The organism is Leifsonia sp. McL0607 (assembly GCF_049993355.1).
Classification (GTDB): Bacteria; Actinomycetota; Actinomycetes; order Actinomycetales; family Microbacteriaceae; genus Leifsonia.
This window is the reverse complement of the sequence record NZ_CP188253.1, coordinates 1,991,759-2,004,290: the sequence shown is the minus strand read 5'-3', so window position 1 is coordinate 2,004,290 and position 12,532 is coordinate 1,991,759. Positions and strand designations below refer to the sequence as shown.

Here is a 12,532-nt window from a genome sequence, read left to right as displayed (position 1 = left end):
CCAATATAACGAAATGATAACCGCCCCACCAATCGAGGCGGCCCGTCATTCCCAGTGCGCGTAGTACGCCTGCACCAGCGGGTCGAGCTGCCCGAACAGGTCGGGCGCCGCCGTGACCAGGAGGTCCGCACCGGCCGGCGCCGCGCCGAGGCCGCCCAGCTGCGCTCCCGCCTCCTGCGCGATGAGCGCTCCGGCAGCGTGATCCCACGGGTTGAGCCCGCGCTCGTAGTACGCGTCGAGCCGTCCGCACGCCACCGAGCACAGGTCGAGGGAGGCCGCGCCGATGCGTCGGATGTCACGCACCTGCGGGATCAGTTCGGTGACGAACCGCGCCTGCTTCCTGCGCTTCTCCGGGTCATAGCCGAAACCGGTTCCCACGAGGGCCAGCGGGAGGTCCACCCCGGTGTTGACGTGAATGGGCGCACCGTTCAGCCGCGCGCCGGCTCCGACCGCCGCAGTGAACACCTCGCCGGTGGACGGATTCACGACCGCGCCGGCGAGCGTGCGCCACGTCGCCGGGTCGGGCTCCCCCTCCACCACCGCGACACTGACGGCCCAGGCCGGGATGTCGTAGAAGTAGTTGACAGTGCCGTCGATGGGGTCGACCACCCAGGTCAGCCCGCTGGACCCGTACTCGGCACCAGACTCCTCGCCCAGGAAGCCGTCGCGCGGCCGGGCGGCCGCGAGCGCGCTCCGGATCAGATCCTCCGACTCGCGATCGGCGCGGGTCACGATGTCCGTGATCGTCGACTTGGAGGCCGCGACCTCCACCCCGTCACGGCGTCTCTGCAGTGCCAGCGCCCCGGCGCGACGGGCGACGGTGGCGGCGATCTCGAGCAGCTCGATCGTGGAGGGCATGCGACCAGCCTGGCACACTCGATCGGGCGGCAAGCGGGGCGAACGCGCATCCGCCCCGCTCACGCCGATCACGGGCAGGTGTAGCTCGCGATGCACCACCGGCCGGCCGAGTTTGCGCCATCTGCGCCGGGCGCGAGGTACACCTCGACCAGATCGCCGGAAGTGAACGTGAGGTCGCCCCTCGTCTGGTGGCTGTACGTCATGACGACGTTCGCGCCGTCGTCAGCCTTCGAGCTGTAAAACCAATTGCCGTTGTACGACTCCATCACATAGGTCTGGTTATGACGCACTTGGAGGCGGTTCAGGCCCTCGAAGGCGGCGCGATCGATCACAGTGGAGACCCCCGGAGCGGCCGGCGTGATCCTCTTGACCCAGCCGAAGACCGCCGCGGGCGGCTTCACGAACGTGATCGAGGAGTGCGGACTCCGGGGCTGTGAACGTACCGGCGGCAAAGTCGATCCGCCCGTTCGCGTCTGTGGTCATCGTGCGCTCGCCCTGGTCGCCGGCCGCCCACAACAGCCCGTCGCTCGGCTTGATCTTTACCGCGATGCCAGCCTGGGCGACGCCGTTGCGCGTGGCGGTCACGGAGGTCCCGCCGCCGAGCGGTCTCCCGGCGAAACCGGCGATCCACCCGGGCGCCGCCCACTCGATCGTGTAGGTGGAGGCAGTCGTCACAGTGATGAGCCCGGACACGTGGACCGATGGATCCGATTCGAGCTGGACGAGGATCGGGTAGACCTCGCTCTTGCCGACAGCGATCGGTCGGGCGGTGCCGCCCAGCAAGAGCTTGCCGCCCAGCGTCTGGAACGTGCGCGAGCCGCTGATGCCGGAGCCGACGGCGTCCCACTCGAGTTCGGGTGCCAGAGTGACGATCAGCCGATGAGTGTCGACAAAGATAGGAAGGCCGTTCTCGAAGATCGTGACGGCGAACGACGAGACAGTCGAGAACTCCTCGACGCTCGGGATAATGCCCAACTCGAGCCTGATCCGGCTTGCGGACGAGGCCGCCGCCGCAGGCGACGTGGCGGTGGCCACGATCGCGGGAGCGGCCCACGCCGCTGCAGTCATAATGGTGCGCCGGCTCAATCCCTGCCGGTTGTCGGCGCTTCATTCGATCTCCTCAGTCCGGGTGAGGTTTGATCTAGGCGTTAAAAATATTAGCTCATACTGGTATTTCCGGTGGGCAGAAAACACTCCGCAACGAGAAAGAGCCCGGCCGGTGGCCGGGCTCTTCAGATGGTGGCGAGTGAGGGATTCGAACCCCCGAAGGCTACGCCGGCTGATTTACAGTCAGATCCCTTTGGCCGCTTGGGTAACTCGCCATTCGCGCTTCCGACCACCAGTCAGCTGCTGACCGAAGGCGCCATGTAAGGATACTCGGCACGCGCCGTCTCACGAAATCGACGGTCACGCCGCAAGCAGCGTCGCGGGCGGACGGGTGTCGTCGCGCACGAGCGTCAGCACTTCGGCGTCGGCGAACTCAGCGACCACCTGCGACAGCAGCTCGCGCTCCGTCACGTCGAGCACCCGGCAGAGCGCCGCGAGGATCTCCGACGACGCCTCCTTGCGGCCGCGCTCGATCTCCGAAAGGTAGGGGACGCTCACGCGCGAACTCTCCGAGAGCTCGCGCAGAGTCGCGCCGCGCTCGGTGCGAAGCCGGCGGAGCACCGAGCCGATCGCGTGCCGCATCAACATGTGTGAAGCCTAAGCCGCCGCCGCCGTTCACGCCCCGCCGGGTTCAGGATTCCGCCCATAGCAGAATCACAGGGGTCACACCTCCACTTCGGCGACACACCCCGGCGGCTGACGCGGATGTCGGTGGGTGGGCGCACAATCGTCGGCATGAGGACGTTGGAGATTTGCGAACGGTGCGACGGAACCGGTGCCGACCCCACGCAGCACAGTGACGAGATCACCCTCTGCGTGGAGTGCGGCGGCGACGGCTGTCACGTCACCTATTACGTCGAGCTGCAGCAGACGGCCTGAGGCCGCTCGACCCGCGGGGCGGTGTCATCGGCACGCGCCGATCGGGCCAGCCTGCCCGCAGACTGGACGCCCGGGCCGGGTGATCTATATAGAGCTGGGGTGCCATGGCCGTGGCCAACGACGCTGTCGTTCTGAATTCTGTCCGCGACTTCGGGTACATCGAGCTGGCCGCACGCGGAGCAGTGCACCAGGAATACATCGCGGTGTGACCCGATGCTGACCGCCTGCAGGCTCGGAACAGCTGTCGTACGAGCCGCGTAAGCTGGTGGTCGACTCAGATTGAAGGGAATGAATTGTGGCAGACTCCTCGTTCGACGTCGTCAGCAAGGTCGACAAGATGGAGGCGGACAACGCCGTCAATCAGGCCCGCAAGGAGGTCGAGCAGCGCTACGACTTCAAGAACGTCGGCGCCTCGGTCGAGTGGAGCGGCGAGAAGGTGCTGCTCAAGGCCAGCACCGAGGAGCGTGTAAAGGCCGTGCTCGAAGTCGTGGAGTCCAAGTTCATCAAGCGTGGCATCACGCTCAAGTCGCTCGACACCGGCAAGCCGTATCCGTCGGGCAAGGAGTTCCGCATCGAGGTCGGCCTCAAGAACGGAATCGAGCAGGACGCCGCCAAGAAGATCAACAAGCTGATCCGCGACGAGGCCCCCAAGAGCGTCAAGTCGCAGATCCAGGGCGATGAGCTGCGCGTCAGCTCCAAGAGCCGGGATGACCTCCAGGCGACGATGGCCCTCCTGAAGGGTGCCGACCTGGATGTGGCCCTCCAGTTCGTGAACTTGCGCTGAGCGCGGGGTTTGTTCTGGGCGGGCAGCTTCCGCTGAGCGCTCCGCGCAACCAGCGCGCGACCTCCCGGTAGGCGGCGTCGCGCACCTGCTGGCGCGACAGGAAGACATCGTGCAGCGCGCCGTCGATGCGCGCGACTGTCACGGTCGGCGCGAGCTTCAGTGCGCGGCTGGCGATGTCCTGCACGAGGAGAACGACGTCGGATCTCAGCATGTCGTCCGTCCAGTACGGCAGCATGGTCGAGCGCGCCGACAGCAGAGTGAGCACGGGCGCGTCGATCGCGAGCCCGGCCGCCACCCTCGCGTGGCCGGCGAGCACAGCGGTGAGCCACGCCGGGTGCATCGCGAAGCCGCGCACCGGCCGCCAGGTCAGGTCGTAGTCCCACTCGCCGTCGAACGTGCGTGACACCGAGCGCGTGTAGAATCCGAGGTCCACGTTCGGCATCGCGGCCTTCGGGTCGAGGCGGGCATGGAGGTCGACGAACGGGCTGATCATGGCCCTGCCCATCGAGTGGGCCTGGAACTCGAGCCACGGACTGTTGAGGACGACGGCTGCGGCCCGGCCGGGATGCCGATCGGCCCACAGGCTCAGCGTGAGGCCTCCCGTCGAGTGCCCCTGCAGGATCAGTCGCCGATGCGGGCGCTCGTGCTCGCCGTGGCCGATGGCCCGCAGGGCAGCCTCGATGTCCTCGTCGTAGGTGTCGAGAGAGTCCACGAAACCCGGAGTCTGCCCGGCCCGCAGGCTCCGCCCGTACTTGCGCAGGTCGAGCGCGAAGAATCGCGCGCCCTGCTCGTGCCAGAAACGCGCCAGCTCGGTCTGGAAGAAGTAGTCCGACCAGCCGTGCACGTACAGCACGTCGGTCTCCTCCGCGGGACGGCCGGGCCGTAGGTCGGCCAGCCGGGGCCATGGCTCGAAGCGCACGAGCGTGGCGACGACGTCGCCCTCAGCGTCGGGCGCGAGCGCGAGCGTCGCCTGCTGGAAGCCGGGTCCCAGCACGTCCGGACGCCACTCGACAGGATTGCTCATGGCACCAGCCTGCCAGAAGCGACGTCGACGGGAGGCTTACTCGGCCGCACCGACCTCCACCGCTGCGCCGTTCGACACCTGGATCATCTCGTCACGCGGCACGACCTTGATACGGGCGCGACCGTGTTCCGCGCCGAGGGCCTGCTCGTGCGCGTCGAGGTTGTGCCAGCCGTCGAGGTTTGTGTACTCCACACCGCGGTCTCGGAGGAGCTTCTCCACAGATTCCTCGGAGGGGTCAGCGGGAGACCACCAGTTGCCTTGATCGTTGATCACATGTTTGATCGTCTCCATCGCATCCGACTTGGTGTGACCGATGAGGCCGACCGGCCCACGCTTGATCCACCCTGTCGCATACACGCCGTACATCCGCTCGTTGTCGCCCTTGCGCAGCACCTGGCCCTCGTGGTTCGGGATGATGCCGTGCTTCTTGTCGAACGGGATCCCCGGCAGCGGCGACCCGAAATAGCCGACGGCACGGTAGATCGCCTGGATCTCGAGCTCGCGGATCTCGCCAGTGCCGCGCACTCCCCCCTCGCCGTCGGACGCGGTGCGCTCGTAGCGGATCGCGCGCACGTCGCCGTTCTCGTCCGACAGCAGCTCCAGCGGCTTGGCGTAGAAGTGCAGGTGCAGGCGACGGGAGGCCGACCCGACCTCGCGCTGGCGCCACTGCTTCAGCACGCGGTCGATCACCATGACCTGCTTGTTGCTGGCGACCGTGGCCTTGGACTGCTCGTCGTAGTCGAAGTCCTCGTCATGGAGGATCATGTCGACGTCGCGCAGCTCTCCGAGCTCCCGCAGCTCCAACGGTGTGAACTTCACCTGGGCCGGCCCGCGGCGACCGAACACGTGCACGTCGGTGACGGGCGAGCTCTTGAGGATCTCGTAGACGTTGTCCGGGATCTCCGTCGGCAGGAGGTCGTCGGCATGCTTGGCCAGGATGCGCGAGACGTCGAGAGCCACGTTGCCGTTGCCGATCACGGCGACCGACTTCGCCTCCAGCGGCCAGGTGCGGGGCACGTCCGGGTGTCCGTCGAACCAGCTGACGAAGTCGGCGGCGCCGTAGGAGCCCCCGAGGTCGATGCCCGGGATCTCGAGTGTCGCGTCGTGCACGGCCCCGGTGGCGAAGATGACCGCGTTGTAGTGCTTCTTGAGGTCATCGAGCGTGATGTCGACCCCGTACGTCACGTTGCCGAAGATGCGGATGTCACCGCGATCGAGCACTTCGCGCAGGGCGGTGATGATGCCCTTGATCCGCGGGTGGTCCGGGGCGACGCCGTAACGCACGAGCCCGTAGGGGGCAGGCAGCGCCTCGAACAGGTCGATCGAGACTTCGAAGCCGCGTTCGGCCTTGAGCAGGATGTCGGCAGCGTAGATCCCGGCCGGGCCGGCTCCGACGATCGCCAGTCTCAGTTTGGTCATGCGTTGTTTCCTTCTGGGTCAGCTCGAGCGTTCTACGATGGTGTCCGCGAACCGTATGAGCGCCTTCTTGACCGCGCCGTCGGGCAGCGGTGCGAGCGCGTCGACGGACTCCCTCGCCCAGCGGTGCGCCTCGTCGAGGGTCTGCGCTGTCACCTCGTGCTCGCGCAGAGCGGCGATCGCCGCGGTGGCCTCGGGGCTGATCGCGTCCTCCTCCGCGGTACCGATGACATCGCGCTCGAGCCGCTCGAGCAGGGCTCGCGCCTCCGGCTCGGCTTCCGCCCGCTCGCGCAGCCGAAGCACGGGCAGAGTGGCGACTCCGGCCCGGAGGTCGTTGCCCGGGGTCTTGCCAGTCTCGGCGACACCCGTCGACGAGAGGTCGATGACATCGTCGATCAGCTGGAACGCGACGCCGATCTTCTCGCCGAAGGTGACGACGGGCTTCTCGTACGCGGGGTCGGCGTTCGAGAACGCCACGCCCATCTGGCCCGCGACGGCGATCAGCGACCCGGTCTTGTCCTGGAGCACGCGGATGTAGTGAGCGACGGGGTCCTCGCCGTCCTGAGGACCGATGGTCTCGTGGAGCTGGCCGAGGCACAGCCGTTCGAAGGTGTCGGCCTGCAGCTGGATGGCGCGCTCGCCGAGCGCGGAGACCAGCTTGCTGGCTCGCGCGAACAGGAGATCGCCGGTCAGCACGGCGACGGAGTTCCCCCACACGAACTGGGCGGTCGGAACGCCGCGGCGCATCTGAGAGTCGTCCATCACGTCGTCGTGGTAGAGCGATGCGAGGTGGGTGATCTCGACAGCCTGGGCCGCCTGCAGCACCTCCGGGGTGTTCCCATCGCCGAGCTGCGCGGTCAGGAGGGTCAGCATGGGCCGGACGCGCTTGCCTCCCGCCTCCAGCAGATAACGGGTGGTCACGTCAGCCAAGTTGTCGGCGAACCGCATCTCGCGGTGCAGCGCCTCTTCGACCAGCGCGAGACCGTCGTCCACCGCCGTGGCGATCTGGCGGTCTTCACCGCGGATGAAGATCCGCTCCGTGAGGCCAAGCTGGCTGGTCAGCGACGCGGGGCGCCGCACAGCCGGAACGCTTCGTGGCACTACTCCCCCTCGGATGGGATGGCGGACGGTGAGTCTTCGGAGGCGGCGCGGCGCTCGGATTGCGTCGCGGTAGCGGGCTTTCCGCCGGTCGACTTCGTCGCAGCAGGCTTTCCGCCGGCCGGCTTCGAAGCGGACTTCCCGCCGGTCGACTTCGTCGTAGCAGGCTTTCCGCCGGCCGGCTTCGACGGCCGCGTCGACGACCCTGCGGCATTCGACGTGGTGCGCTTCGGCCCGGCGGACTTCTTCGCGGGGGCAGAAGCGGTGTCGGCGACGGCCACCTTCTCGGCGGCCGGCGCCTTCTCGCCGGCCGGCGCATGAGAGGTCAGCGGCTTCCAGCCGCGATGCAGCGCCACGATCCCTGCGGTCAGATTGCGCCAGGCTACGCGCTCGAAGCCGACCTCCCGCAGCCACGCGGCGAGGGCGGGCTGGCTCGGCCACGCCTCGATCGACTCCATGAGGTACTGATACGCGGCCGGGTTGGAGCTCGCCAGGCGGGCGAGCACCGGCATGCCGTAGCGCAGGTAGGCCCCGTAGCCCGCGCGCACCGGCGCGAGCGGCGGGCGAGAGAACTCGCAGACGACGACGCGGCCGCCGGGCTTGGTGACCCGGTAGAACTCAGCAAGCGCCACCTGCGGGTCGACGATGTTGCGGAGGCCGAACGAGATCGTAACGGCGTCGAACGTGTCGTCGTCGAACGGCAGGGCAGTCGCGTCGGCCTGCACGAAGCTGATGAACGGGTTGGCCGCCTGGCGCTGCCTGCCGACCTCGATCATCCCTTGCGAGAAGTCGGCGGCGACCACGCTGGCGCCGTTGCGCGCGAGCGACGCGCTGGACGTGCCGGTACCGGCCGCGACATCGAGGATCGTCTCGCCGGCACGCGGCGCGACGGCTCGCGTCGTCGCCACCCGCCAGACCGTCGCGTTGCCCATCGAGAGGACGGTGTTGGTCCGGTCGTAGTGGGTCGACACCTCATCGAACATGGCGGCGACCTGGGCGGGCTGCTTGCTGAGGTCGGCCTTACTCACCCCACCAGCTTAGGCTGCGGCGTGATGCGCCGCATTCCACGCCCGCGCGCACTACACCGATCGCGGAGTCGATGTCCAGCCCGCACGCATCCGGCGGCCAGCGCGCCGGGCGTAGGCTGGTCCGGTGACAGCACCCTCGACCACCCGCCGGGTGACGGGCGTGACGGCGCTCTCGGTCGAGACCACCCCCCTCGACGACCTCCGGCATCTCGTCCCTTTCCTCGACTCCCGCCGACCGCTCGTGTGGATCCGCAAAGGCGAGGGGATCGCCGGCATCGGCGAGGCGCTGCGACTCGAGTTCCGGGGCCCCGACCGCATCCGGCAGGCCTCCGAGACGTGGCGGCAGACGGTTCGGGCCGCGACGATCAGCGACGGTGTGCGCACCCCCGGCACGGGCCTGGTGGCGTTCGGCACGTTCGCATTCGACGACGAGAGCTCGGCCACCAGTGTGCTGATCGTCCCGGAGGTCGTGCTCGGCCGGCGCGGGGGGCGCAGCTGGATCACGCGGATCCGGCGGGTGGACGACGTCACCGACGACGCCGGGAGCGCCGATGGCGCCGGCACGGCATCGTCGTCGCGGACCGGAAACCCGGTCAGCGCGGGCGGTGGCCTACCGCGCCCGATCGCGTTCGGCGACGAGTACCGGCTGAGCCTGCTCCCCGCCGGACTGGACGAGGGCGGCTATCAGGCGGTGGTCGCGACGGCCGTCTCGAAGATCCGCGAGCACGACCTGTCGAAGGTCGTCCTGGCCCGCGAGCTCTCCGCCCATCTGCCTCTCGAGTCCGACGTGCGGCGTGCGCTCGTGGAGCTCGCGCTCGGCTATCCGGACTGCTGGACGTTCGCCGTCGACGGCCTCATCGGGTCATCGCCGGAGACGCTGGTGCGGGTGCACCACGGCACTGTGACCGCGCGGGTCCTCGCCGGCACGCGGTCCCGCGGATGCGACGCAGCAAGCGACCAGGAGTCCGCCGCCGCACTCGCCGCATCCGTCAAGGACCAGGACGAGCACCGGTTCGCCGTGTCGAGCGTGCTCGACGCCCTCCGTCCGCACAGCGCCGACCTCGCGGCGAGCGACCTGCCCTTCACGTTGAAGCTGCCGAACCTCTGGCACCTCGCCACCGACATCGCGGGCACCCTGAGCGACGGAGCGAGCTCCCTCGACCTCGCGGACGCCCTCCACCCGACGGCGGCCGTCGCCGGCACCCCGACCCCGGAGGCGGTAGCGCTGATCCGCGAGCTGGAGCCGTTCGATCGTGGACGCTACGCGGGCCCGGTGGGCTGGGTCGGCGGCGACGGAGATGGCGAGTGGGCGATCGCGCTGCGCTGTGCGCAGCTCGATGACACTGGCGACCTCACCGCGTACGCAGGAGCGGGCATCGTGGCCGATTCCGACCCTGCGACGGAGTACGCGGAGACGACCATGAAGTTCCGCCCGATCGTGGAAGCGTTCGGCTGAACGGCACCGCGCCCTGCCGGTCGCCGCGCCCAGGCGCTCACGAGGCGGCGAGCCTCGCCTTCTCGACCTCGGGGTCGTAGTCGGGCTGCGGCCACTCCAGCTCCAGGTCCTCGAGCGCGCGGATGAGCAGGTGCTGCACGGCGAGCCGTGCGTACCACTTGCGATCGGCCGGAACCACGTACCAAGGAGCGTACGACGTCGATGTGCGGTCGAACACGATCTGATACCCGTCCTGGTAGGAGTCCCACAGCAGCCGCTCGTCGACGTCGCCCGGGTTGTACTTCCACTGCTTGTCGGCCCGGTCGAGGCGGGAGGCCAGCCGCGCGTTCTGCTCGTCCTTGCTCAGGTGCAGCATCACCTTCACGATCGTCGTCCCGGACTCGGCGAGTTCGAGCTCGAACCGGTTGATCGCGTCGTAGCGCCTCTCGATCTCCTCGTGGGAGGCGAGATTCCGCACCCGGCCGATCAGCACATCCTCGTAGTGCGAGCGATCGAAGACACCGACCTCGCCCGCCCCCGGGACGTGCTTCCAGATCCGCCAGAGGAAGTCGTGGGCCAGCTCCTCCTGCGTCGGCTTCTTGAAGCCCGCGTACCGCACGCCTCCGAGGTTCATCTGGCCCACGACGTGGGTGACGATCCCGCCCTTGCCCGCCGTGTCCATCGCCTGCAGCACGAGCAGCACGCTGCGCCTCTCGCCCAGCGTGCCTGCCGCGAACAGCCGCTCCTGCAGATCGGCGAGGATCGCGGCCCCGTCACTCAGTGCCGTCTCGCCATCCTTCTTGTTACCGGAGAAACCCGGTGTGGAGTTGGTGTCCTGGTCGGCGAGGCGGAAACCCTCGCCCACGCGCAACAGCGGATCCGGATCGTCTGCCCAGTACTTCTCGCGTCCCACGTCGCCTCCTCGCTCGGGTCTCACCATCGTACGGCCGCGGCTCAGACTCCGGCCCCGTCGAGCACCGGCTCGAACGCGTCCGGCCGGTGCAGCACCACCCTGGTCCTCACTCCATGGGGGAACAGCCGTGTCACGTCCGCCGCCCTGGCCCGGTCGTCCACCGTTATGTCGATCGTCTCGCGCCACCTGCCGTCGGGCATCCGCTGCAACGTCGCCTCCCAGATGAGCCCCGGCGTGGCGCGCGCCTGGAGTCGCAGGTGAATGCCGACGGCGCGGCGCCGCCCGAGCAGAGACAGCAGGCCGCGGTAGATCGCCGCGCGGCGCGTGGCTGCCAGCCACGGGTCGAGCGTGCGCACCAGTATGTCCGCGCTCCACAGGATCGTCGTAGCGAGCCCACCGCGCGACTGGTACACGTCGACCGCGTAGACCCCGGCCAGGCGCCGCAGCGTCTGCCGCAGGGCATCCTTCGTGATCCCCTCCTCCACGGTGCTGTGCAGATAGAACGGCACCGCAGGCCGAGCAGGGAGGTTGCCGGCCCGCAACGCCGCGCGGTCGTGAACCGTCTGGCCTCCGCCGAAGAAGGGCCGCAGCTCCGCCAGCAGCGTGACCACCGGTGCGCCGGGCGGCTCGTTCTCGATCGCGCCGGCGGTGTCGGCGTACGCGATCGCCTGGTGGAGAGCGCCCAGGCGGAATCCGGGAGAGAGCGCTGGTCCCGCCTTGACGGTGACGAGCACTTCGGAGTCGTCGACGTCGAGCCGCACCCGGTTCTCCCTGCCGTCGAGGCGCGGCACGGGGTCCAGCACGTGCTCGATCGCCAGCGCGCGGATGCCGGCCGGGATCGGGAGGCGGCCGAGCGGGGAGCCGGCGACCACGAGGTGGGTCACGGTGAACCCGGCCGCGTGCGCGCGTGCGGCGACCTGCGCGGCGACCATGCCACCGAGACTGAATCCGGCGAGCACGATGGGCTCCCCCGCTGCGATGCCGGCCTCCCGCATGGTCACGAGGGCCGCGCGGGTGATCGTCGCCTCGTGCTCTGCGCCGATCACCAGATCGGCCGTCAGGTCGTTCGGTGCGACACCGGGGCGGGGGTGCCACGACTTCGTGCTCGGGAACTGCACGATCCAGTGCCGCACGCCCTCGTGCTCCCGCTCGACCAGACGGATCACCGCGGTGTCGATGCGCTCGTCGAGGTCGGGGTCGCAGAGGTCGTCGATCTCGCGCTGGCTGAGCAGGAGGTCGCGAAGCGTGTGCACCGACCGACGCCGCATCGCACCCGCCGCGAGCCCGGTACGGCCGAGCGGGTCGGGGTGCGGGCCGAGCTCCAGCCCGAGGAGGCCGGCCGACACGTCGACCAGCCCGGGCGACGGCGTGTAGTCGTCGCCGGCGCCCGGGTCGTCCCACCAGCGGAGGAAGTCGTGCAGGAGCGGGAACCGCTGCTGGAGAAGGCCGTCGTAGCCGAGCAGCACGGCGTCGTGCCCGTCGCGCAGCAGCCCGCGCCTCCGGCCGAGCGCGACCGTCTTGCGCAGCAGCGCCGGAAGTGTGTACACCGCGAGATACGGCCGTGCCCGCCAGCGCGGCCGCACAATGCCCACGACGCCGATCAGGAGCGCGAGCGGCGAGAACAGCCACGCCGCGAGCCGCGCGACGCCACCGGTCAGTCGTGGCGCCGCGGACAGGTACAGACCGCTCAGCGTGGTCCTCCGCGACCGGTGTCGGCGTGGGGCGGGCGCCGGCCAGGGATACGACTGCCGTCGCGCGCGCTCGATCGCGTACCACGCCCACTCGGCGGCGAACAGGAGGAGGCTCGCGACCAGTACGACGACGGCCGCCGCGACTCCCGTCGCCAGCAGCACGAGTCCGATCGCGAGCGCGAGAGGCACGCCCACGACCAGCCCGACCACGAGCGCCGTCCAGCCGGCGGCCGTCCGTCCCCGCCAGAGGCGCGGGGGCAGCTGGCTGAGCATGCGGTCAGCCTAACCGCGCCCTCCTT

13 protein-coding genes and 1 tRNA gene are annotated in these 12,532 nt (G+C 69.3%); 3 read left to right on the top strand and 11 right to left on the bottom strand.

Going from position 1 to position 12,532, the window contains the following annotated elements; all coding sequences use genetic code 11:
* Positions 1–45: 45 nt before the first annotated feature.
* From ACPPVW_RS09750 to ACPPVW_RS09730, 5 genes are all read right to left on the bottom strand, one after another.
* Positions 46–858 carry an inositol monophosphatase family protein gene (locus ACPPVW_RS09750; protein WP_426622931.1) on the bottom strand — a complete coding sequence of 271 codons (813 nt, stop codon included), beginning with the start codon at positions 856–858 and terminating at the stop codon, positions 46–48.
* A gap of 68 nt (positions 859–926) precedes the next feature.
* Positions 927–1,124 carry a hypothetical protein gene (locus ACPPVW_RS09745; protein ID WP_426622930.1) on the bottom strand — a complete coding sequence of 66 codons (198 nt, stop codon included), beginning with the start codon at positions 1,122–1,124 and terminating at the stop codon, positions 927–929.
* 13 nt (positions 1,125–1,137) lie between these two features.
* A complete protein-coding gene (locus tag ACPPVW_RS09740; RefSeq protein ID WP_426622929.1) occupies positions 1,138–1,926 on the bottom strand; it encodes a hypothetical protein in 789 nt (262 codons plus the stop codon).
* 169 nt (positions 1,927–2,095) lie between these two features.
* Positions 2,096–2,180 (bottom strand) — tRNA-Tyr (locus tag ACPPVW_RS09735).
* Between the two features lie 85 nt (positions 2,181–2,265).
* Positions 2,266–2,553, bottom strand: a complete 288-nt coding sequence (locus tag ACPPVW_RS09730; protein ID WP_426622928.1) for a helix-turn-helix domain-containing protein — start codon at positions 2,551–2,553, stop codon at positions 2,266–2,268.
* A 147-nt stretch (positions 2,554–2,700) separates the two neighbouring features.
* Between ACPPVW_RS09730 and ACPPVW_RS09725 the strand changes: the two genes are divergently transcribed.
* Positions 2,701–2,844, top strand: a complete 144-nt coding sequence (locus ACPPVW_RS09725; protein WP_426622927.1) for a hypothetical protein — start codon at positions 2,701–2,703, stop codon at positions 2,842–2,844.
* 295 nt (positions 2,845–3,139) lie between these two features.
* Positions 3,140–3,628: a YajQ family cyclic di-GMP-binding protein gene (locus tag ACPPVW_RS09720; protein ID WP_426622926.1), complete on the top strand. Its 489-nt coding sequence runs from the start codon at positions 3,140–3,142 to the stop codon at positions 3,626–3,628.
* Here the strand turns inward: ACPPVW_RS09720 and ACPPVW_RS09715 are convergent.
* From ACPPVW_RS09715 to ACPPVW_RS09700, 4 genes are read right to left on the bottom strand one after another with little or no spacing between them, the layout of a single operon-like run.
* Positions 3,534–4,652: an alpha/beta hydrolase gene (locus ACPPVW_RS09715; protein WP_426622925.1), complete on the bottom strand. Its 1,119-nt coding sequence runs from the start codon at positions 4,650–4,652 to the stop codon at positions 3,534–3,536. The two genes, ACPPVW_RS09720 and ACPPVW_RS09715, sit on opposite strands and share 95 nt — an antisense overlap.
* 36 nt (positions 4,653–4,688) lie before the next feature.
* Positions 4,689–6,071: an FAD-dependent oxidoreductase gene (locus ACPPVW_RS09710; RefSeq protein ID WP_426622924.1), complete on the bottom strand. Its 1,383-nt coding sequence runs from the start codon at positions 6,069–6,071 to the stop codon at positions 4,689–4,691.
* Between the two features lie 18 nt (positions 6,072–6,089).
* Positions 6,090–7,148 carry a polyprenyl synthetase family protein gene (locus tag ACPPVW_RS09705; RefSeq protein ID WP_426626279.1) on the bottom strand — a complete coding sequence of 353 codons (1,059 nt, stop codon included), beginning with the start codon at positions 7,146–7,148 and terminating at the stop codon, positions 6,090–6,092.
* A 20-nt stretch (positions 7,149–7,168) separates the two neighbouring features.
* Positions 7,169–8,194, bottom strand: a complete 1,026-nt coding sequence (locus tag ACPPVW_RS09700; protein WP_426622923.1) for a demethylmenaquinone methyltransferase — start codon at positions 8,192–8,194, stop codon at positions 7,169–7,171.
* 124 nt (positions 8,195–8,318) lie between these two features.
* On the opposite strand from ACPPVW_RS09700, the gene ACPPVW_RS09695 reads away from it, so the two are divergent.
* On the top strand, positions 8,319–9,650 hold the full coding sequence (locus tag ACPPVW_RS09695) for an isochorismate synthase (RefSeq protein WP_426622922.1): 1,332 nt from the start codon (positions 8,319–8,321) through the stop codon (positions 9,648–9,650).
* Positions 9,651–9,687: 37 nt separating this feature from the next.
* Here the strand turns inward: ACPPVW_RS09695 and ACPPVW_RS09690 are convergent, their stop codons facing one another.
* Together ACPPVW_RS09690 and ACPPVW_RS09685 are read right to left on the bottom strand one after the other, a co-directional pair.
* Complete coding sequence (locus ACPPVW_RS09690) at positions 9,688–10,569, bottom strand: PPK2 family polyphosphate kinase (RefSeq protein ID WP_426622921.1); 882 nt, start codon at positions 10,567–10,569, stop codon at positions 9,688–9,690.
* A 14-nt stretch (positions 10,570–10,583) separates the two neighbouring features.
* Entirely contained in the window at positions 10,584–12,506 is a 1,923-nt protein-coding gene (locus ACPPVW_RS09685) for a hypothetical protein (protein WP_426622920.1), read from the bottom strand.
* Positions 12,507–12,532 lie beyond the last annotated feature (26 nt).